At 31.7% G+C, this 22,471-nt stretch carries 22 protein-coding genes; 15 read left to right on the top strand and 7 right to left on the bottom strand.

Annotated features, from left to right (window positions below):
- Window positions 1-3: 3 nt before the first annotated feature.
- From ACFX5F_RS13970 to ACFX5F_RS13920, 11 genes are all read left to right on the top strand, one after another.
- The gene (locus ACFX5F_RS13970) at window positions 4-996 is read left to right on the top strand and encodes a hypothetical protein (protein WP_379852625.1); all 993 of its coding nucleotides are present in this window, start codon (window positions 4-6) and stop codon (window positions 994-996) included.
- 117 nt (window positions 997-1,113) lie between these two features.
- Window positions 1,114-1,659 (top strand): hypothetical protein, encoded by a 546-nt coding sequence (locus tag ACFX5F_RS13965; protein WP_379852624.1) that lies wholly within the window; start codon window positions 1,114-1,116, stop codon window positions 1,657-1,659.
- A gap of 77 nt (window positions 1,660-1,736) precedes the next feature.
- A complete protein-coding gene (locus ACFX5F_RS13960; RefSeq protein ID WP_379852623.1) occupies window positions 1,737-3,011 on the top strand; it encodes a flippase in 1,275 nt (424 codons plus the stop codon).
- A gap of 11 nt (window positions 3,012-3,022) precedes the next feature.
- Window positions 3,023-4,105, top strand: a complete 1,083-nt coding sequence (locus tag ACFX5F_RS13955) for a glycosyltransferase (RefSeq protein WP_379852622.1) — start codon at window positions 3,023-3,025, stop codon at window positions 4,103-4,105.
- A gap of 385 nt (window positions 4,106-4,490) precedes the next feature.
- Window positions 4,491-5,495, top strand: a complete 1,005-nt coding sequence (locus tag ACFX5F_RS13950; protein WP_379852621.1) for an O-antigen ligase family protein — start codon at window positions 4,491-4,493, stop codon at window positions 5,493-5,495.
- Window positions 5,488-6,282, top strand: coding sequence for a glycosyltransferase (locus tag ACFX5F_RS13945; protein WP_379852620.1), 795 nt, complete (start codon window positions 5,488-5,490; stop codon window positions 6,280-6,282). The genes ACFX5F_RS13950 and ACFX5F_RS13945 overlap by 8 nt, the downstream gene beginning before the upstream one ends.
- Entirely contained in the window at window positions 6,282-7,460 is a 1,179-nt protein-coding gene (locus ACFX5F_RS13940) for a hypothetical protein (RefSeq protein ID WP_379852619.1), read from the top strand. Before ACFX5F_RS13945 ends, ACFX5F_RS13940 begins: the two co-directional genes overlap by 1 nt.
- Window positions 7,447-8,595 (top strand): glycosyltransferase, encoded by a 1,149-nt coding sequence (locus ACFX5F_RS13935; protein ID WP_379852618.1) that lies wholly within the window; start codon window positions 7,447-7,449, stop codon window positions 8,593-8,595. The genes ACFX5F_RS13940 and ACFX5F_RS13935 overlap by 14 nt, the downstream gene beginning before the upstream one ends.
- A gap of 28 nt (window positions 8,596-8,623) precedes the next feature.
- Window positions 8,624-9,607 carry a UDP-glucuronic acid decarboxylase family protein gene (locus tag ACFX5F_RS13930; RefSeq protein ID WP_379852617.1) on the top strand — a complete coding sequence of 328 codons (984 nt, stop codon included), beginning with the start codon at window positions 8,624-8,626 and terminating at the stop codon, window positions 9,605-9,607.
- A 348-nt stretch (window positions 9,608-9,955) separates the two neighbouring features.
- A complete protein-coding gene (locus ACFX5F_RS13925) occupies window positions 9,956-11,449 on the top strand; it encodes an undecaprenyl-phosphate glucose phosphotransferase (protein ID WP_379852616.1) in 1,494 nt (497 codons plus the stop codon).
- A gap of 1 nt (window position 11,450) precedes the next feature.
- Window positions 11,451-12,221 (top strand): glycosyltransferase family 2 protein, encoded by a 771-nt coding sequence (locus tag ACFX5F_RS13920; RefSeq protein ID WP_379852615.1) that lies wholly within the window; start codon window positions 11,451-11,453, stop codon window positions 12,219-12,221.
- On the opposite strand, the gene ACFX5F_RS13915 is transcribed toward ACFX5F_RS13920, so the two are convergent.
- The 3 genes from ACFX5F_RS13915 to ACFX5F_RS13905 are packed head-to-tail and all read right to left on the bottom strand — an operon-like array spanning window position 12,211 to window position 14,117.
- Window positions 12,211-13,521, bottom strand: a complete 1,311-nt coding sequence (locus ACFX5F_RS13915; RefSeq protein WP_379852614.1) for a phenylacetate--CoA ligase family protein — start codon at window positions 13,519-13,521, stop codon at window positions 12,211-12,213. The two genes, ACFX5F_RS13920 and ACFX5F_RS13915, sit on opposite strands and share 11 nt — an antisense overlap.
- On the bottom strand, window positions 13,522-13,824 hold the full coding sequence (locus ACFX5F_RS13910) for a HigA family addiction module antitoxin (protein ID WP_379852613.1): 303 nt from the start codon (window positions 13,822-13,824) through the stop codon (window positions 13,522-13,524). It lies immediately after the preceding gene.
- Window positions 13,825-13,835: 11 nt separating this feature from the next.
- The gene (locus ACFX5F_RS13905) at window positions 13,836-14,117 is read right to left on the bottom strand and encodes a type II toxin-antitoxin system RelE/ParE family toxin (protein WP_379852612.1); all 282 of its coding nucleotides are present in this window, start codon (window positions 14,115-14,117) and stop codon (window positions 13,836-13,838) included.
- 96 nt (window positions 14,118-14,213) lie between these two features.
- Between ACFX5F_RS13905 and purD the strand changes: the two genes are divergently transcribed.
- Window positions 14,214-15,488 (top strand): phosphoribosylamine--glycine ligase, encoded by a 1,275-nt coding sequence (purD, locus tag ACFX5F_RS13900; protein WP_379852611.1) that lies wholly within the window; start codon window positions 14,214-14,216, stop codon window positions 15,486-15,488.
- 33 nt (window positions 15,489-15,521) lie between these two features.
- On the opposite strand, the gene ACFX5F_RS13895 is transcribed toward purD, so the two are convergent.
- Entirely contained in the window at window positions 15,522-15,752 is a 231-nt protein-coding gene (locus ACFX5F_RS13895) for a DUF6341 family protein (protein ID WP_379852610.1), read from the bottom strand.
- Between the two features lie 142 nt (window positions 15,753-15,894).
- On the opposite strand from ACFX5F_RS13895, the gene ACFX5F_RS13890 reads away from it, so the two are divergent.
- Entirely contained in the window at window positions 15,895-16,824 is a 930-nt protein-coding gene (locus ACFX5F_RS13890) for a DUF6427 family protein (protein WP_379852609.1), read from the top strand.
- Here the strand turns inward: ACFX5F_RS13890 and upp are convergent.
- On the bottom strand, window positions 16,819-17,472 hold the full coding sequence (gene upp / locus ACFX5F_RS13885; protein ID WP_379852608.1) for a uracil phosphoribosyltransferase: 654 nt from the start codon (window positions 17,470-17,472) through the stop codon (window positions 16,819-16,821). The two genes, ACFX5F_RS13890 and upp, sit on opposite strands and share 6 nt — an antisense overlap.
- Window positions 17,473-17,558: 86 nt before the next feature.
- Between upp and ACFX5F_RS13880 the strand changes: the two genes are divergently transcribed.
- Entirely contained in the window at window positions 17,559-18,164 is a 606-nt protein-coding gene (locus tag ACFX5F_RS13880; protein ID WP_379852607.1) for a DUF4254 domain-containing protein, read from the top strand.
- 44 nt (window positions 18,165-18,208) lie between these two features.
- Window positions 18,209-19,222 carry a glycosyltransferase family 9 protein gene (locus tag ACFX5F_RS13875; RefSeq protein WP_379852606.1) on the top strand — a complete coding sequence of 338 codons (1,014 nt, stop codon included), beginning with the start codon at window positions 18,209-18,211 and terminating at the stop codon, window positions 19,220-19,222.
- 43 nt (window positions 19,223-19,265) lie between these two features.
- On the opposite strand, the gene ACFX5F_RS13870 is transcribed toward ACFX5F_RS13875, so the two are convergent.
- Window positions 19,266-20,723: an FAD-dependent oxidoreductase gene (locus tag ACFX5F_RS13870; protein ID WP_379852605.1), complete on the bottom strand. Its 1,458-nt coding sequence runs from the start codon at window positions 20,721-20,723 to the stop codon at window positions 19,266-19,268.
- Between the two features lie 650 nt (window positions 20,724-21,373).
- Window positions 21,374-22,426 (bottom strand): 2Fe-2S iron-sulfur cluster-binding protein, encoded by a 1,053-nt coding sequence (locus ACFX5F_RS13865; protein WP_379852604.1) that lies wholly within the window; start codon window positions 22,424-22,426, stop codon window positions 21,374-21,376.
- Window positions 22,427-22,471: the final 45 nt, after the last annotated feature.

The following is a 22,471-nucleotide window of genomic DNA, read 5'->3' as shown; positions in this document are numbered from 1 at the left end:
AACATGAGTGCAAACTTACCCCAACATCATCCTGAAGATCAAGAAATTGATTTAATGCAAATTTCAAAAAAGATAAAAAGCTTTTTTGAAAGAATCAATACATTGCTATTCAAAGGCATTCAATTTTTTGTGAAAAATGCCATTATTATTGCCATTTTATTGATTGTTGGTGTGGGTTTGGGAATGTTTTTAGACAAAAAAAGTATAAATTATAATAATCAAGTAATTGTGACCCCAAATTTTGGAAGTACAGATTATTTGTATTCTAAAATTGATTTGATTGAATCTAAAATTAAGGAAGGGGATACCGTTTTTCTTAAAGAAGTTGCGGGGATAAAAAAACCAAAAGAGCTTAAAGGGATAGAAATTACTCCTATTGCGGATGTCTATAAATTTATTGAAAATAAGCCTGAAAATTTTGAGCTAATTAAGTTGATGGCTGAAGATGGTGATATTAAAAAGGCTGTTGAGGATGATTTGACAAGTAAAAACTATAAATTTCATAAATTATCATTTGTCACTGATAAAATAACGAATAGTAAAGAAACAGTTCAGCCTTTATTAAATTTTTTGAATGATGCATCCTATTATAAGGAGATTCAAAAAGAAACGATAAATAATATTCAAATAAAGATGGTTCAAAATGACACTATTATTTCTCAAATTAATGTTGTCTTGAACGGATTTTCTAACAAAGCAAAAGGTTTTTTGAAAAGTGACAAACTGGTTTATTATAATGAAAACACACAGTTAAATGATATCATTAAAACTAAAGAAGCAGTAATTAATGAACAAGCAGACTATAGAATCAATTTGATTGGTTTAGATAAAATTGTAAAAGACAACAGTTCAACACTAAATATTGAAAATAAGAGTGCGGTTAACGGAAGATTTAAGTTTATTTTACCAATATTATTTATTCTAACCTTCATTCTTTTTCGATTATTTATAGCTTTTTATAGAAATCAATCGCTAAAAGCAATTAAATATAATTAGTACTACAAGTAATTTTTATGATTACCGCTAAAGATTGTAAAATTAGAAGTTAATTAAGTAACTATTGAAAGACATACCTTTTCAAGAAATAAAATATATTTTTGTAAAAAAACACAGATGAAAATAAAACTAACAACAGCAATTTTTTTCTTTGCGATAGCCTTCGTTTCTTGTAAAAATGAAGATAAAAAAGCAACCGCAGTGCCAGTTGAAGAAGTAAAAGCAAATACATTTGATGTTATAGTTGATTTAGTTATTAAAAAAGATGATGAATTAATTCTGTTTTATAAAGATTCATCTATTAATTATTTTGACGAAAAAAATACAGTTTATTATGGTTTAAAAGGTAAACAAGAGCCTCAAACCATAACCTTTAGCATTCCCGAAGGAGTTTTGCCAAATGATATTCGTTTTGATATCAGTTCTAAAAAAGATCAGAGCCCAATTAAAATTAATTCGATTAGATTAAGTTTTGAAGGAAGAACATTTAGAGTTGATCAAAAAGATCTACTAAAATATTTTACACCAAACGAATTTATAACGTTTGACGAATCTTCTGCTACAGCAACGCTTATTTCAAAAGGGGAAAAATACGATCCAATTTTTAATACAAAACAAGCAATTTATATAGAGCTTGAAAAAGTGAGAGGAGTTAAATTATAGTTCAAAAAAACAAAATTTTTTAAAGGCTATTCCTAATTAAGGTATAGCCTTCTTTTTGTAAAAAACACGTCAAAACAATGTTTAGTTTTTTTAATAAAATTTTACACGATAAAAAGCACAAAATACTAGTTTCTAATTTTGTTTACCTTGCTATACTCCAAGGTTTAAATTTAATATTACCATTACTTACATTTCCTTATCTGGTAAGAGTTTTAGGTATTGAGAGTTTTGGATTATTGTCTTTTTCATTTGCGTTAATCACCTATTTTCAAATAATCACTGATTTTGGTTTTAACTCTATTGCGACCAGAGATATATCGGTTGCTATTCATGATAAAAAAATGCAACAAGATATTTTTAATGGTGTTATGTCGGCCAAATTATTTCTGCTTGGTTTGTGTTTTGTTTTGATGTCAATCATCGTTTTTAGTTTTGAATTATTGAGAAATCATTGGGAAATTTATTTTTTTTCCTTTGGATCTGTATTGGGGCAAGCTATTTTTCCAGTTTGGTTTTTTCAAGGTATGCAAAAGATGAGGTATATCACTTATCTTAATTTATTTACAAAAATCATCTTCACCATAGCAATTTTTATATTTGTAAAAGAAGAACAAGACTATTTTTTAGTCCCTGTTTTTAATGCTTTAGGCTTTATTACGGCAGGGATTATTTCTTTTTATTTTGTTAGAAAACACTTCGATTTAAAATTACAAATACAATCATTTCAAAAAATTAAGAGTCAATTAATTAAAGGTAAATATGTTTTTTTATCAGAATTAAAAATTTCTATCTTCACCAATACGAACCTATTAATATTAGGGATTTTTGTAGGCAATCAAGCAGTTGGTTACTTTGCATCAGCTGAAAAGCTAGCCAGAGCAATTGGAAATTTTCAAACGCCAATTTCGAATACCTTGTTTCCTTTTTTAGCCATTGAAATGATTTCAAACAAGACAAAGACGATCGAGAATATAAATAAAATTACAATATTTGGCGCTATATTTTTTTCGATTATAGCTCTTTTAGGATTCTTCTTTGCCAAAGAGATTATACTATTGGTGTATGGACAAGTAATGTATCCTGCAATTATTTTATTTAAAATATTGATTATAATTCCGCTTGCTTCATTTTTAGATACGATGTTTGGTAAACAAATTTTATTAAATTTAGGGAAAGATAATTTATATTTTCGGGTCATTTTATGGGCAACAGTTTTAAATATTAGTATTAATTTAGGATTAACTTATTTTTATAAAGAACTTGGAACCGCTGCTGCGCTTGCTATTACACAGATTTTTATTGTATTGGGCATGTGGTTTTATGCAAGAAAAGAAATTGCTAAACTTTGTTAATATAAAGTTCTATGACTCAAATTAAAGTAAGCGTTATTATTCCTGTATACAATGCAGAAAAATTTTTGGTTGATTGTATTCAATCATTACTAAATCAAACACTACAGGAATGTGAATTTATTTTTGTCAATGACGGTTCATCTGATTCCAGTCAACAAATTATAGAAAAATTTAGAGGAAAGGATGCTAGAATTGTTTTGATTAATCAAGAGAATAAAGGTATAAGCAGTGCTAGAAATATAGGAATTGAAGTGTCAAAAGGAGAATATGTTGGTTTTCTTGATAACGATGATTATGTCAAAGAAACGATGTTTGAAACTTTATATAACAACGCAATCAAAAATAATCTTGACATTGTAGTTTCCAAAACTATTCTAGGCAGGGATCATAAATACATTATTAAAGACGCTGTTTTTCCAACGGAAAAAATATATCATCAGGATTTTATTCAAAAATATATTATTACCAGCTTATTGAGAGAAGAAGATTTATTTGCAGTTTGGAATAAAATTTATAAACGTAGTTTAGTTTTTCAGAAAGAAGTTCGGTTTCCTAATAGCAGAGTTATTGAGGAGGATAATATGTTTAACATACAGGCATTTAACCAAGCTTCAAAAGTAATTTTTTTAGATTATAGTGGTTATTTTTATCGAGAAGTGACAACAAGCGAATCCAGGAAAACAATAGAAAATGATTATTTTGACAAAGCACTTCAAAAACTTCTTTTTGATTATAAAAAGGAATATAACCTTTCCGTAACTTATCAAGAACTAGAAAAACTAAAAGCCATTCGTTTTATCCACAGGGTGTGTTATTTAATTTATAAATGCACAACTGCTAAAACTTCTTTTAGCAAAAAAATTAACTATATTAGAAAGATGGTTTTTCATCCAACAGTTTTTTCTTTATCAAATCAATATCGTGATGAGATACTATATAACAAAGGAAAATATGAATTTTTGGTTTTGAAAATTATAAAAAATAAGTCTATTGTTGGGTTATATTTATTAGTTTTAACAATTAAAATGGTATACCATCCAAAAATTTCCGAAACCATTCGTTTTTTAAATCGTTCTAAAGTTCAAAATACCTAAAAACAAAAAATTGTTTAGAAAATTATATACAATCCTTTTTTTTACAGGGCTTTTCTTTTTTTCGTTTAACGAATATGAAGGAATACCAATACTCGGAGAGTTTAAAAGTGAGGCCGGTGCAATTTTTTTATTATTGGGTTTTTTACTATTGATTATTGAATCTACTTTCACTAAAAAAATAATAATTCCGATTAAAAACCCCATTTTTCAAATCGTATTAATTTTTTTGTTCTGGTGTTTGATTACTACATTATTGAATATTCAAACGGTAGAATCTAATTATTTTAAACATACTGGAGGAATAAATAGATTTATCAGACAATATTTTGCATTGTTACTTTCGAGCATCATTTTTTTTCTTTTTTATTATAATGTTATCCAAAAAATGGAGCTAAAAGATATTCTTTTTAAAATAAGAAAAGTGTTTTCTTGGTCATTAATTGTTGCTTCTGTCTATGGTTTTTTTGAGATTTTAGTTTCTTATTTTGGTTTTGGATTTTTATATCCAACATTAAAATTATTTGACTATTTTCCGTTTTTAGAAGTCGCAATTCATAATGGAGGGCGAATCTCTTCAATCGCGTATGAACCACCATTTTTTGCAATCTATTTGATTACAATTGCAGGTTGGATGTTTAGTTATATTTTAACAGAAAAAAGCAGTTGGAAGTTTCTCCCTGGCACTGCGGTGTTATTACTTACTTTTTTTTCAGGTTCAAGAACGGGTTTAATGGTTGTTTTTTTTCAATTAATTATTTTTGGTACTATAGTTTTCAAAGACAGGAAAAATAGAAGTTATCTTGTAAAATCACTTTATGGATTTTTGATTGTATTTTCACTCCTGCTCTTATTTAATGGAGAAAAAATAATAAATGCCGTTTCAGAAAAAATAGTTTCATTGGATTTTATTGGAAATTTAAAAAGTAATAAATCTAATCAATCTCGGTTTGGTCTGCAATATGCTTCCTTGCAAGTTTTCAAGGAAAATCCTATTGCTGGTGTAGGTTTCGGTCAACAGTCCTATCACAGTAGGACACATTATCCAAGTTGGGCCACGAAAGACAATTATGAGTTTGATTTGATGTATAAAAATAAAAATGTAAAATCATTCCCGCCAGGGTATAATCTTTATACGAGATTGTTAGCAGAAACAGGTATAATAGGTTTTTTGATTTTAGTAGCATTAATTTATTTTTCGCTAATGCAAACAAAAATAGTTATAAAAAAAAGTACTGGGGAGAAGCAAATTCTATCATATATAGTCTTAATCTCTTTGTCAGGTCTTTTTATTAATTGGTTGCAGATTGATACTTTTCGAATCTATGGTGTTTGGCTTTCATTGGCTATTTTGATGCGACTGTCTAATGACAAAAAAATTATAAATGAATAAGGTTGTTGTTTTAATCCCGCACTATAATAACCCGTTAGGATTAATAGGGTCTGTAGCATCAATAGATGCTTCAGAGGATGTTGATATAGTTGTAGTGGACGATGGAAGTGTTAATGAAAGAATAGATGAAATTAGGACAAACAATGCTTTCAAAACAAAAGGAGAAATTACGTATCTGTATTTAAAAAAAAATCAAGGCATTGTACATGCTCTGAACCATGGTTTAGACTATATTGTAAATGCTCATCAATATCAATTTATTGCCCGGCTGGATTGTGGAGATACATGTATTGGAAAACGATTTCAAAAGCAAAAAAAATTTCTTATTGAAAATTCGGAAATAAAATTAGTGGGTTCGAATGCTATTGCAGTAAATCCAGCAGGTAAATTTTTATACAAAACATTATTTCCGGAAAAGAATAAAAAAATAAAAAACAGGATGTTTACTAACGCAATGTTTCTTCATCCTACCGTGATGTTTAAAGAAGAAATTTTAGCAGTTACAGGAAATTATCCAACAAATTATAGCGCGGCGGAGGATTATGCCTTTTTTTTTAAAATTGTCAATAAATTTGAAACAGCTAATATGCAAGAATTTTTAGTTCAATATGAAATTAATCCGTCAGGAATTTCGTTTTTAAAAAGAAAGACACAAGTTTGGAGCAGAGTAAGAGTTATAAAAGAAAATTTTTATTTTGGGTTTTGGCCTGTTTATGGAATTTTAAGAAATGTAATTTTATATATATTACCCAATTCCGTAATTCAAATAATTAAAAGGTTAAAATAATGAGTAATCTTTCCATAAAAGAGTTTTATAACAACATTGTTTTATTACTATTACTAACGCTGTCTTTTTCAAAATCAATACCAAATATTGTTTTAGCAGTTGCTCTATTTGCTTTTATAGTAATGCTGTACAAGAAACAAACAGCATTTCCTAAAAAACAGTATTATTACCCTTTTGGATTTCTTTTTTTTTATCTTTTGACTAAGTCAATTTTCAACTCCTCAATTGCTAATGAAATAAATTTATTTAGTCGATTTTTATTGGTGCTTATCCTCCCGATATTATTTATTCCGGTTCCAAAAAACAAAATAATTGTAGGATTCATTGTGTCGATTTTCATGGCCGTCATAGTCGCATTAGTAAACACTGCTGTTTTTTATTTAAAGTATAAAACACTTCCTTTTAGTAATGGAGAAGAAGTGAATAAATTATTGATTATAGAAAGACCTTACTTGGGTTTTATGTGCTTGATAGCATTAATTTTATCTTTATTTATCGCAAAAGAGTATCCAAAATATAAAAAAACACTTTTTGCTTTGAGTATATTTTTTACAATTTTCATTTTTTTTATCGCAGCAAGATTGTCTATAATAACTTTATTAGGAGTTGCTATAATTTATTTGTTATTTTATTCAGGACTGTCCGTTCTGAAAAAAATAGGAGTCGTAGCGGTTAGTTTTGCATTGATATTAGCTTCTTTGTTAAGCTATAAGAATTTATCAAACAGATTTTTTGTCAGTGATAGTATTCAAACCATGAAAGATTATGAACCAAGAGTTGTAATTTGGAGTTGCGCATCAGAAATTGCTCGTTCTACTGAATTTAATTCTATTTTTGGAAGTAAAAGCATTAATTGGATAGAGAAACAATATGTTCAATGCTATTCTGACACTATAAAAAATGAAAGTAAGAAAGCCTGGTTTTTAAATATAAAATATAATTCCCATAATCAGTTTATTGATTTTTTTCTCATTGGCGGTTTTTTAGGATTAGGTTTATTTTTATTTTTTTTATTTTCGATGTTGAAATATTCTGTTGGAAATTTTTACTTTTTTTCAATTGCTGTTTCTTTAATTTTATTTTTTTTGATGGAAAACGTATTGCACAGACAATTAGGTTGTTATTCGACCGCAATTCTCTTTTCTATAATTTCAAAATATAAAGATGAAAAAAATTAAAATTGCACATGTTCTTCATTCCGTAGGGGGTGTAGATGTGTCTTTACGACTAATCCTCGAAAATACTAATCCCACAGAATTTGATAATATTGTAATACATGGAATTAGTGACACGAAAGATTTTTTTTACGATAAAAATAGAAATCTTGTCAAAGAATATAAAGTCCCTATTTTTAGAAAAATAGCAATTGTAAATGATTTCACCTCGATAGTAAAAACATACCGAATAATAAAAAAGGAAAAACCACACTTAATTCATAGTCATAGCGCCAAAGGCGGGGTAATTGGTAGGATAGTTGGGATTTTAACAAGGATACCTGTAGTGCATACTCCGCAGGCATTCTCCTATTTAAGTTCAAATAGCACCATTAAAAAAGCAGTTTTTCTTTGGATAGAAAAATTATTATCCAAAGGCAATAGCATTCTTTTAGCATCTTCAAAGTCCGAAATGGATAGAGCTTTAAATGAAGTGGGGTTTAATAAGGAAAATGTAGTGCTTTTTAACAATGCAATAAGACCAATTGTTGTAATAGATGAGCTAGCGATAAAAAAAACTTGGCCTGAAAATTATATTTGTACCGTTGGTCGACCTTCATATCAGAAAAATATTGAATTCATGATAAGGGTTTTATATGAAATAAAGAAAACGACAAATATTCATCTGGTAGTAATGGGAGTAGGTCCGGTATCTGAGAATTTAGATTCCGTAAAAAGCCTTATAAAAGAATTAGATATGTCAACTGAGATTACTCTTTTAAATTGGACTGATAGAACAGACGTTTTTAATATCATTAATGGAGCAAAATTTTACATTTCGACCGCCAGATATGAGGGATTACCGTATTCTATTATCGAAAGTTTAGCATTATCAATTCCTTGCATAGTTTCAGATTGTGATGGAAATAGGGATTTGATTAAAAACAATTTTAATGGGTATTTAATCAAAGAAAATGACACATTAGATTTTAAAGAAAAATGTATTAAATTACTGAACGACGAGGAGATACACATTGAGTTATCAAAAAACGCAAAAAAATCGTTTGATAAAGATTTTAATATTTTAAAAAACATTATTTATTTGGAAGCTATTTATCAAAAACAATCAGATTTAAAATATAAAAAGTCGCATAAATAGCCTTATTTTGCTTAAACAAAAAATGTTTATGAAAAGAATACTTATCACTGGAGCCGCTGGATTTTTAGGATCGCATCTTTGTGACCGTTTTATCAAAGAAGGCTATTTTGTTATAGGAATGGATAATCTCATCACTGGAGATTTAAAAAATATAGAACATTTGTTCAAACTGGAGAATTTTGAATTTTATCACCATGATATCACCAAATTTGTGCATGTTCCGGGTCAACTGGATTATATTTTGCATTTTGCCTCACCGGCAAGTCCAATCGATTATTTGAAAATTCCAATACAAACCTTAAAAGTGGGTTCACTAGGTACGCACAATCTTTTAGGTTTGGCTCGAGTAAAAAATGCCAGAATTCTTATTGCATCCACTTCTGAAGTGTACGGAGATCCATTGGTTCATCCTCAAACAGAAGAATATTACGGAAATGTAAACACAATAGGACCAAGAGGTGTTTACGATGAAGCCAAACGTTTTCAGGAATCAATTACGATGGCATATCATACTTTTCATGGTGTAGAAACCAGAATTGTCAGGATTTTCAACACTTACGGTCCAAGAATGAGACTCAATGACGGTAGAGTTATTCCTGCTTTTATAGGTCAGGCGCTTCGTGGTGAAGACTTAACTATTTTTGGTGATGGAATGCAAACGCGCTCTTTTTGTTATGTAGATGATCAGGTCGAAGGTATTTTTAGATTATTGCATTCTGATTATGTTTTACCAGTAAATATTGGCAATCCGGATGAAATTACTATTAAAGATTTTGCTGAAGAAATTATAAAACTGACAGGAACGAACCAGAAAGTCGTTTATTTTCCTTTGCCAATAAATGATCCATTACAACGTCAACCGGACATTACTAAAGCAAGAAAATTGTTAGGATGGGAAGCTAAGGTAGATCGTGCCGAGGGAATGAAAATAACGTATGATTATTTTAAATCATTGTCCAAAGAAGAACTTTCGAAAGAAGAACATAAAGATTTTTCGGGTTATATAAAGTAAAGAAATTTATTTTGAGAGGGAATTTGTTCCTTTCCAAATTTTTTTTTCGTTTTGCAGAATTAGTACCTATAAATCTTATAAATTATATATTTGTCTGATAAATAGGAGAAAATTTAATGGATTAAGAATTAATTTCTAATTTATAAGGTATTGTATAGTTTTAATATACTTTTAATTTTTCGTCAAACAGAAAAATAGCAACATATTTACGTACTATAATTTTTTGTGGTTCCTTCAAAGTAGTTAAGTAGCATACTTTTGATTTCAATAATAAGAACATTTTATTATTTTTAATTCTGTAAGTTGTTATTTAACATTGCTGTTCGCCTGCAAAACAAATTAAATATTATGTTGGAAAGTCAAAGTGAACCGATTATAAATAATGATTATTACCTAAGACAATTTCAAAGCATTATCAATGGAAATTTTACGAAAAGAAAAGAACGAAAACCCAATAGGTTATCATCGCTCATTATGACTGCATCTCAAACAGGAAGATATTCAAAATACATTAGACCAATAAGTGTTACAACAGACCTATTGATCATTTCTGTTATGAGTATGTCTTTCTTTAAAGGACTTAATTTAAATACGGAACTTTATCTTGTTTATCAAATTATAGGATGGATCAGTGCGGCTGTTTTTATTCAATTTTATGAAGTTTATCGCTTCACTACCCCAATAGAAATTATTTCCAAGATACTTAAGCAGTCTGTGTTGTTTCTATTGATAGTTATCGCTTATTTCCCCTTCGAAAAACAAGTTGTTTTTAGCGGAACTGCTGTCGCTTTTTTTATGATTTCTAGTATAGTACTTGTCTCTTTATCTAAATTTTTATTGTTTTATTATTTGAAAGAATATCGAATAATAACACGGAGTAATTATAGAAGCGCTGTAATTATAGGATATACACCGGAGGCAATTCGATTGAAAGATCTTTTTGAAACAAGAAATGACTACGGTTATCGTTTTTTTGGATATTTTTCAGACAAGAAATCAAATCAAAACATTAGAGGAAAATTGGCTGATTTGAAACCTTTTGTGCTTGAAAATAGTATTGATGAAATTTATTGTTCCTTGAATGAAATTTCCAATGAGCATTTGAAAGATTTAATTGATTTTGCCGATGAATATAATAGAACTATTAAATTCATACCGGATACAAAAGAAATTTTTTCAAAGAAATTAAAAATTGATTATTACGATTTTTTTCCAGTGCTGTCATTAAAGAGAACCATTTTACATGAACCTGTTATCAAAGTTCTCAAGCGATCTTTTGACGTTGTTTTTTCATTATTAGTGGTGCTTCTTCTTCTATCTTGGTTAATGCCAATATTAGCAATTTTAATAAAATTAGAATCCAAAGGTCCTATTTTTTTCAAACAAGGCAGACCCGGAATTGATGAAAATGAATTTTTTTGTTACAAATTTCGCTCCATGAGAATCAATGGAACAACTGAAAATGAGGCTTCCAAAAATGATCCTCGCGTAACCAGAATAGGGCGGTTTATGAGAAAAACAAGTATAGATGAAATGCCACAATTCATTAATGTATTACTAGGTGATATGTCCGTTGTTGGTCCTCGTCCGCATCTTTGGGCACAAAATAAATCATACGGGAAGAAAATTAAAAAATATATGGTACGCCATTGCGTTAAACCAGGCATCACAGGTTTGGCACAAATTAGCGGATGTCGAGGAGAAATCGAAACTGAAACCGATATGGTCAACCGTATAAAATTTGACATTTTTTACATCGAAAACTGGTCACTCATCTTAGATTTGAAGATAATTTCACAAACGGTTATCAACGTTTTAAAAGGCGAAGAAAAAGCATATTAAAATGGAATTAGTCTCAATTATAACGCCTTCTTTCAATTCTGAAAAATTTATTGCAGAAACGATTCGATCGGTCCAAAATCAAACCTTTCCGAACTGGGAAATGATTATTGTAGACGATTGCTCTACTGATAAAACGGTTTCTATAGCTGAATATATTGCCAATAATGACAACAGAGTTAAGGTTTATAAACTAGACAAAAATTCGGGAACCGGAATTGCCAGAAATACCGCTTTAGAAAAAGCTTCAGGGAAGTATATTTCGTTCTTGGACGCAGACGATTTATGGAAACCCAATAAATTGGAAATTCAAGTTAATTTTCTAAGAAATAACAATTTACCATTTACTTTTTCCTATTACGATTGCATCAATGAACAAGGAACTGAATTGAATAAAAGAGTGGAAGCCCCCAGAAATCTTTCCTATAGACATTTGTTTTTTTGCAATTATGTAGGGAATCTTACAGGTATTTATGATGTAAATTATTTAGGAAAAATAGCGATCTCTTCAATAAGGAAACGTCAGGACTGGATGTTATGGCTTACCATTCTAAAAAAAGCAAAAACCGCACAACCTATTCCTGAGAGTCTGGCTTTTTACAGAATTAGAGAAAACTCCATATCAGCTTCTAAAGTTAATTTATTAAAGCACAATTTTACCGTTTATAGAAGATTTCACGGGTTTAATTTAGTACTTTCATTGCTTTGTATGACGGGTTTTTTATTTACACAATTGCTAATCAAACCGCATTACATAAAAAATATTAAAGCATAGATTTAAACTGTTTTAATTTTCCTCGATTGCTTCTTGCTAAAACTTCTTTTCTCGTAAATTTAAAGTTCAAACCAGGTTCCAGATATAATTCAATCGCTTTTTTAATTTTTTGAATTTGTGCCAAATTTAATTCGGTTTCACTGACATATTTAATTTCAAAACAATCAATTTTTGTTTGTTGAATAATAAATTCCTTTACGTTTCCGTCGTCTTCAATAAAGCTTTTGGTTACATAATAAAACGTCAATCCAGGCGATCTTTTTCCGCTTGGTAAAATAGCAACATCGTTTGTTCGTCCAATTAATTTCTTGAGAATGGGTTTTTTTAATGTGCTTTTTTCGTCCAGAATTCCAATATCGCCAATATCGTATCGTATAAACGGATGTGCTTTGTTGAATAAGGAAGTGATCACGATGCGACCAGAAGTTCCATTTTGGACAACTTGGTTATTATCATCCAAAATCTCGACAAATAAGGTTTCTGAATTTACCTGCCACTCTCCATTTGGGTTTTGAAAAGCAATTAAATCCAACTCTGAAGCACCGTATTCGTTGACAATTGGTATGCCAAATTGTTTTTCTAACAGTATTTTATCATCTTCAAAAAGCATTTCGGAAGTTACCATGCAGACTTTTAAAGTTGGACAAATTGCTGATAATATAATATTTCTCTTCTGTAAAAATTTGGCAAACAAAACAATTGAACTGGTATATCCATTGATGTAATCAAATTTTTTGGTTCGAAAATGTTTCAAAAACACTTCTAGATTAGCATCCGATAAATCAAAAATGGAGAATCGAAACCGATGGCTCAATAAATCTTTAAAACGTTCTTTTTTATTACCAATAAAATCCATTGGGATTCCATAAAATCGTGCTTGATAGGAACTATTAAAATCAATTCCATACCAGCCAAAACGATAGATATTAGAAGCCCAAGTTAAGGCATGACAGTATTTGTCCTTGGCAAATATAAACGGATCACCACTAGAACCGGAGGTTTTATTAACATAACTATTTTTAGCGGAATACCCTTTTGAAAGTCTTTCCGATAATGGTTTTTGTAAATTTTGTTTATTTAAAATGGGTAAATCATTCCAATTTTTAGAATTTTTTGGACCAACTAATTTTTTATAAAAAGGATTGTTTTGCAAATGAAACTCAACAATTTCTTGTTTTTTATTTTCGACAAAAGCTTTGTGTTCTTTTTCTGAAAAAGCGACAATTTTTCGCAATTCGGCTTTGGCTTCCTTCATCGGGAAACCATTTATATGGAGCGTTAAGTCGAAAAGCGGAATCATCTAAGCTACTTTAGGAGTATCAAAACGTTTGATAGATTGCAGTTCTTGTGCCTTATTTTCTTTTTCTTCTTCAATATCAAAATCATCTTGAAGCCCAAGCCAAAATTTAGCGGAGTTACCAAAATATTGACTCAAACGCAAAGCGGTGTCAGCCGTAATTCTGCGGTTTCCTTTGGTAATTTCAGAAATTCTGGTTTGCGGAATTTTTAAATCTTTAGATAAACGGTAGGCTGTTATTTCCAAAGGAATTAGAAATTCTTCTAATAAAATTTCACCAGGATGTATGTTTTTTAATTTTTCCATTTTTAACTATTTTAATGATAATCTACAATTTCAACAAGGGAAGCATTTCCATTATCCCATATGAAAATAATTCGCCATTGATTGTTAATTCGAATGCTGTAATAGTCTTTTAAACTTCCATTTAATTTTTCTAGTCGGTTTGACGGTGGAATTCGCAAATCTATCAAATCTAGAGAATTGTTTAACATTCTTAGTTTTCTTCTACCAATTTGCTGTATTTCCATTGAAGGTTTTCTTACAACAATTCCATTCCATATTTTTTCGGTTTCTTTAGATCCAAATGAAATTATCATATCTTTAGCGTTACTAACGTCAAAAGTAAGTAAAAAAAATTATTATTTCAACTTAAAACGAACTATTTTTGCACCACAACTAAAGAAAACTACACCATGACAATTTTACTACTAGGTTCAGGCGGAAGAGAACATGCATTTGCATGGAAAATGATTCAAAGTCCGCTTTGTGACATACTTTTTGTAGCTCCAGGAAACGCAGGGACAGCCGCAATAGCTACTAACATTGATATGATTCCAACTGATTTTGATGCGATCAAAGCTTTCGTTCTTCAGGAAAAAGTAGAAATGGTTGTTGTAGGACCAGAAGATCCATTAGTAAAAGGGATTTATGATTTCTTTTTAAATGATACTGAATTAAAATATATTCCAGTTATTGGGCCATCAAAAATTGGTGCTCAATTAGAAGGAAGTAAAGAATTTGCTAAAGAATTCTTGATTAAACACAATATTCCAACAGCGGCTTACGATAGTTTTACTGCCGAAACAGTTGAAAATGGATGTGAATTTTTGGAGACACTGCAACCGCCTTATGTTTTAAAAGCGGATGGATTAGCAGCAGGGAAAGGAGTTTTGATTATTCAGGATTTGGCGGAAGCCAAAGAAGAATTAAGAAATATGTTGGTTCATCAAAAATTTGGTGCTGCCAGTTCAAAAGTGGTTATCGAAGAATTTCTGGATGGTATAGAATTAAGTTGTTTTGTTCTTACTGATGGAAAAAGCTATAAAATTTTACCTACTGCTAAAGATTACAAACGAATTGGCGAAGGTGACACAGGGTTAAATACAGGCGGAATGGGAGCGGTTTCTCCAGTTCCCTATGTTGACGCTGTTTTGATGGAAAAAATCGAAACACGCATTGTAAAACCAACCATTGACGGTTTCCAGAAAGATGGTATTCCGTACAAAGGATTCGTTTTTATTGGATTGATAAATGTGAATAACGAACCGATCGTAATTGAATACAATGTGAGAATGGGTGATCCGGAAACAGAAGTGGTTATTCCAAGATTGAAAACCGATTTAGTTGAATTATTTTTGGCGGTAGCCAATGAAAAACTGGACGAAATTACGCTAGAGGTTGACGTAAGAAGTGCTACTACAATTATGGTCGTTTCTGGAGGATATCCTGAGGATTTCGAAAAAGGAAAAGTAATTTCAGGATTAGAAAATATAACCGATTCGATTGTTTTTCATGCAGGAACAAAATTAGACAACGGAAATGTCGTATCTAATGGAGGAAGAGTATTAACGGTAACTTCGTATGGAAATGATTTTGAAGAGGCCATAAAAAAATCTTACCAAAACCTAGACAAGCTAAATTTTGATAAGATGTATTTTAGAAAAGATATTGGAAACGATTTAAAATAAGATATAATAACTGTTCACTTTTTTTTAAAATTATTATTTTAAGAAAGAGTGAGCTGTCGTATCTTGATTTTCCTCACCATTATCTTGGTGAAGTTTCAATTGCAAAATCCAATATACCATTGCAGCTGCACAAATAATCATAAAAATCCAGTTGATGGTGTTAGCAACAAACCAAGATTTTAGCTCTAATGAGCGTAAAAAGTCTAGGGGAGCAAATAAAATATTTACAAATAAGTATTGTATTCCTTCGAAAAATGCTTTCATAATGTATAAAATTAATTTTATTAATTGTTTTAAAGAGTAACTGGCAGACAAAAGATCTTATTCATAAAGAATATTTTGAACTTAAAGCCGTTCCTTTTAAACAAGTATTATATTTACAGTCACAAAAGTATAAAATATCCTTATGATAACAAGTGTTTTTAAGAAATCTACACCATTAAATTTTTCTCTGGTTGTTATATTAATACTAGTTTTCTTTTTAATGTACCAGTTTCAGGATGTTTCTTGGATGAATTCAGGTATTTTAATTGTAATAAAAGGAATAATATTAAGTGTTTTATTAGCTTCAGTTTTAATTACTAATTTCGTTGCAAAGAAAAATGGATTGAGTAAAGACAGCACTTACACCATCTTTTTCTATTTTTTATTTCTACTTTTTTTTCCTTCGTTATTGGATAATATTAATTTGGTTGTGTCGAATTTCTTTGTTTTATTAGCACTTCGTCGACTGATTTCTCTGCAATCACTAAAAGCTTCTAATGAAAAAATATTTGATGCCTCATTATGGATTTTTGTAGCTAGTTTATTTCATTTTTGGAGTATTCTTTTTATTGTATTGGTATTTATATCAATACTTTTTCATGTTTCCAGAGAGTTAAAAAATTGGGTGCTGCCGTTCATCGCCCTTTTTATTGTTGGGATTATCTCGATCCTTTTATCGATGATTTTCAATTTGAGTATCATTGAATTTTTGAATAAAAATGCAACAACTAATTTTGAAATTAATTATTTCACTAATAATTATCAGAATGGTGCTTTATCTATTTATGCAACGGTAGCTTTATTTTTTGTAATATCTATGTTTGCAACTATATCGCACAGGCCACTGCTTTTACATACCTCATTTAAAAAAATAATTGCATCGTTTTTTATTGGAGTGCTAATTTTCGTGGTTTCGCCGGATAAAAGCAATGATTTATTAGTATTCACTTTTGCCCCGATGGCAATAATGGCCACAAGCCACATTGAAGTTGCCCAATTAAAATTGAAACAGGAAATGGTACTATTTGTACTTATAGCATGTAGTCTTTTTGCTTTTTTCTCCCAATTATAATTTTTCTCCGAAAGCTAAATCTCCCGCATCTCCAAGACCCGGTACAATGTAGCTTTTCTCGTCAAGCTTCTCGTCTAATGCAGCTATCCACAGATGACAATTATGAGGTAAATGTTTTTCCAGGAACGCAATTCCTTCTGGAGCGGCAATAGTTACTGCAATGTGAATTTCTTTCGGGGTTCCTCTTTCCACTAATCTGTTGAAAACAGCAACAATGGATTGTCCAGTGGCAAGCATAGGATCTATCAGTAATAAATTTTTATTATTGATATCAGCGATGGCTTGATATTCAACTTTAATATCAAAATAAGCATCGTTGTTTGGATGGTGCCTGTAGGCGGAAACGAAACCATTTTCGGCGCTGTCAAAATAATTTAAGAAACCCATGTGTAAGGGTAATCCCGCACGCAAAATAGAGCATAAAACTAATTGATCTTTAATTTCAGTCGTTTTCTTAATACCAAGTGGTGTTTGGATTTCAATAGTTGAATAATGTAATTCCTTGCTCAATTCATAGGCCATTATTTCACCAATGCGCTCAATATTTCTGCGGAAGCGCATACTGTCATTATGAACATTGACGTTTCTGATTTGTCCTAAAAAATGATTCAGAACACTATTGTTTTCTGATAAAATATGAATTTGCATGATTTAAATTTGGGAATTAAACTTCTAAAGTTTTTTTAATCTATAAAAGTATAAAAAAGTATCTTTGCGTTATAAAATATAAAGATATGTTTTCAAAGTTAGCTTATTCCGTTTTCGAACAAAGTATTAAAGATTATCACCAGTTTGATAATGTTGATCAACCTATAAATAATCCTTTTCCTAAGGATAAATTCGAACATTTATTATATTCAAAAAATTGGGTTGATACCGTTCAATGGCATTATGAGGATATTATTAGAGATCCAAATATTAACCCAGTTGAAGCGTTGACATTAAAACGTAAAATTGATGCCTCCAATCAGGTTCGTACTGATATGGTAGAATATATTGACAGTTATTTTCTTCAAAAATACAGTCATGTAGCCGTAAAAGAAAACGCTAAAATCAATTCTGAAAGTCCTGCTTGGGCATTTGACAGGTTGTCAATTTTAGCTTTGAAGATTTACCACATGAATGAAGAAGCCAATCGTGCCGAAGCTTCTCAAGAGCACAGAGATAAATGTCAGGAAAAATTGAATGTTTTATTGGAACAAAGATCCGATTTGTCAACTGCAATTGATGATTTGTTACAAGATATTGAAAACGGTGATAAATTCATGAAAGTGTACAAACAAATGAAAATGTACAATGATGACGAATTGAATCCTGTTTTGTACCAAAGCAAGAAATAATTCGGCATTTTAAATTGTCAAAAAAAATCCAGCATATAGCCGTCATGAGACTTTCCGCAATGGGAGACGTCGCCATGACGGTTCCTGTTTTACGGGCTTTTGTAAATCAGCATCCTGAGGTTAAAATCACGGTTATTTCCAGACCTTTTTTTAAACCTTTTTTTGAAGAAATTCCCAATATTTCTTTTTTTGCTTTCGATGAAAAAGAAAGACACAAAGGCGTTGCAGGATTGTTGCGTTTGTTCCAAGATTTAAAAGGATTGCATATTGACGCTTTCGCCGATTTGCATAACGTTTTGCGTTCTAAAATCGTCAGAAGTCTTTTTGCTTTAAGCGGAAAAAAAGTGGCTTCGGTGGATAAAGGAAGAGCGGAGAAAATGGCTTTGACACAAGCCGAAAATAAAGTTTTCAAGCAACTGTCCAACATGTTCGAGAGACACGCCAACGTGTTTAGTGAACTTGGTTTTACAGTTGATTTGTCTCATATAGTATTTCCCAAAAAAGCAGTTTTAGATAAAGAAATTTCAAATATTCTTGGAGAAAATAACAAAAAATTAATTGGAATCGCTCCTTTTGCACAATACGATTCTAAAGTATATCCATTGGATTTAATGCAACAGGTTATCAATCAATTAGCCAAAAATACGGACTACAAAATTTTGCTTTTTGGCGGAGGGAAAAAGGAAATCGAAATTTTAAATTCTCTTACAAATAACAAAGAAAACGTCATTAATATGGCGGGACAACTCAAATTTCAGCAGGAACTGCAACTTATTAGTAATCTTGATGTGATGCTGTCCATGGATTCCGGAAATGCGCATATTGCAGCCATGCTTGGCGTAAAAGTCATTACGCTTTGGGGCGCAACGCATCCTTATGCGGGATTTTTACCTTTCGATCAACCGTTAGAAAACGCGTTGGTTTCTGATAGAAAATTATTTCCAAAATTACCTACTTCGGTGTATGGAAATAAAAAAGTCGAAGGATATGAAGAGGCAATGCGAACGATTTCACCAGAGAAAGTGGTTTCTACTATTGAGTCGCAGCTTATCGTTTAGAAGATAAGTAGTGGCAAGTTGAAACCAACTAGTTAAGTTATGTTTATGCGTCTTTTTTCTTTAGACACCGTCCTCTCGGCTCATCACCCTGATGAAGCACAATTTCGGAATGTAGGAACTGTGCGGCTGCTGCGGAATCTTTCACTTTAGAAGCCGAGCGTTCTAACATTTCGGATTCAAACTCAGTTAATACACTTTTTCTTATTCCAGCTTCTCGCCATTGAGATAAAGAGTTACATCCTTTCGAGATTCCCCGAGCTAACATGAGCGCATCCAGCAGTGCTTGATTTGCCCCCTGTCCTTTGAATGGACTCATTGGGTGAGCCGCGTCTCCAATCAGGGTCACTTGTTCGCCTTTCTCCAATAATTCTGATTGGAGTAATTCTCGGTCATACACGGGATAGCCAGAAATTTGCGCTTCCAGGGTCGCCGCTAAAATCTGAGGAATGGGATCGTGCCACTGAGTTCTACGACACGCTTCTTCCTTGAGTGCTTGAGGTCCTAGAGCACTTAACGCCTTAGCCTCATTTTCTGGCATTTGGAAGCTAAGTTGCCACATCACTGAGTCTGACGTATAAGGCATTATGTAAATCCGTTCATTGCCATTGGCGGTTTGAAATACAGTTGCTGAGTCCAGCAAAGAATTATTCAGTCCGTTGAGAGCGCTCAAAGGACAAATGCCCAATATCACAATGCAACCGAGATAACGTAAAGGGTTACTATCGGCACCAATCAGTAACCTCCTAACCGAACTACGAATACCATCGGATCCAACCACAAGATCCGCCTTGCAACGCTGAATCTCCCCGTTTACTTCAAACGTAAGATCAACACCTTCACCCTCGCATTTCTTAATATCTACTAACTGGTGTCCCCACTGTACCGCATCATGTCCGCCGAGTTGCTCGAGTAAAGCTAAGCGCAGAGACTGCCGTGCGATATGCACATTTGTACGTTTCGTATACGTTTTTTCATCAGTCTGCATCCATTTTCTGATACCCCATTCCCCAATCACTTTTCCGTCTGTAGTATGAACCACATGTCTTGTTGAAATCACCCCTTCTTCTAACGAGAAAATTCCCAATCCCTCGATTGCTTTACTGGCTTGCTGCAAAGTGAGTCCATAGCCCTGAGATCGAGCATCAAAGTTACTGTCGCGCTCATAAAGGGTAAAAGGAATTCCGCGATGCAAACAAGCCACGGCTAATGCCGCACCGCCTATCCCACCACCAATTATAGCAAGGTGTGGGTACTTTTCTTTATCTGCTATTGGAGGATTAGCAGAAGGAAGCAATCCGGAGCCGTTACAATTCAAGCAGGTGTATAGGTGGCCTCTAGGATGAACTGGTTTCGTCCCTTCGCCATTCGTTTTTTCAAATTCATCGAATGCTATCATGTATTGGCGTCGCGCTTTCATGCTGAGCCCTCGACTTTTTTTGCCGCGTCCCTGACATTCGGGACAAAAAGTCCAGCTTGCTTCTGCATTTTTAACCTTTTTCACTTCTTATTTATTTTACTTGATCTTGACTACCCTTTCTAAAAAAAACTTAGCCGATACAATTGATGCTGTTCTTAATAGTAAAGGAATGATTGCAACTTTCATTACTGCTGTATAATTTAACGCTAGAATATTTTTCAGTTTTCAGTCGCAGTTTATCGTTTAACAGATAAATAGCGGCAAGTTGAACTGGTGCTCGTTTGCAACGAGTTCCTAATGACATTTATGTGAACGAAATAACGAGTTTACAACGCGGCTATTATAAATTGATTCTACTCAGTCGACAACCGTTATGGAAATAAAAGTAGGTACTGTATTATTTGTAACTTTATATTTCTCAGACATTTTTGCAAATATATTGATTTTAAGAAACTCTATTATAAAAACAGCCATACACTTGTCTAAAAGCTACACCCTTGTTTTAGCTATCCGATGCAAACGGTATAATTTGTCTCTTAATTTAAGTAGACACTCGTCGCAGACGAGTACCAGAGAATTGCTAGTTGTTAGTTTGTTATCATTTAGTTACAAAAAAAAGAGTTTGCGATGTGCAAACTTTTTTTTTTAGTTTAATTGATTCAATTGCAGTATTCTGGACCATATAAGTTACTAAAGAAAATATAAGTTCATTTTACTGCAAACGGAACACTTTATTAAACGTCATCGTAATCTACTGTTATTGCAGCTGACGTTGGATGTGCCTGACAGGTAAGAATTAATCCATCGGAGATTTCTTTATCAGTAAGAATAGAGTTTTTGGTCATTTCGGCAGTTCCTGAAGTAACACGAGCCAGACAACTGCTGCATATTCCGCCTTGACAAGAATAGGGAGCATCAAGACCTTGTTTTAAAGCGGCTTCAAGGATAGTTTGTTTTTGTGACATTTCGAAAGTCGTTTCTTCATCATCCACCATAACGGTGATTTTTGAATGTCCTTCCAGATTTTCTTTTATCACATTTTCATTCGAAGAAGTAGTAAAAAGCTCAAATTTTATTGCTGATTCTTTTACGTTTTTTTCTTTTAAAATATTACTTACCAGATTAATCATTTCTTCTGGACCACACAAATAGAACTTATCAAATTCCAGTTCCTTGTGTTTGTTATTCAACACGAAATTCACTGCAGATTTTTCTATTCGACCAAATAATACGTTTTCTGCTTTAGCTTGACTAAAAACATAATGCACAAAAAAGCGACCTACATATTGTAATTGCAAATCGTGTAATTCTTGGTAAAAAATAGTTTCTTCGGGAGATTTATTTCCGTAAACCAATACAAAAGAGCTTTTAGGTTCATTTTTCAAAACCGATTTTAGAATGGATAGTACAGGTGTAATTCCGCTTCCGGCCACAAATGCAACATAGTTTTTTTGTCGGTCCGCTTGAGGATCAAATGTGAATTTCCCTTCTGGTTTTCCTACTTCCAGAACGTCGCCTGCTTTTAGTTTTGTATTGGCAAATTGAGAAAAAGCACCATTTTTTACCGCTTTAACGGCAATTCGTAAATCCCCGCTTTCCGGGGATGAACATATAGAATAGGCACGACGAATTTCTTTTCCGTCAAGTGTTAATCTTAAATTTACGTATTGACCTGCAATAAATGCATAATTGGGTTTTAATTCTTCGGGTACGTTGAAAAGTATTGAAACTGCTGTTGCAGTTTCACGTTTTACTTCTTTTATAATGAGTTTCAGGAATGAAGACATGTGATTATTTTTTTACAAAGATAGGAAACCGATACGTTTTCTAAA

Source organism: Flavobacterium zhoui (assembly GCF_042787235.1).
Lineage (GTDB): Bacteria > Bacteroidota > Bacteroidia > Flavobacteriales > Flavobacteriaceae > Flavobacterium > Flavobacterium zhoui.
This window is presented reverse-complemented; position numbering and strand designations above follow the sequence as displayed.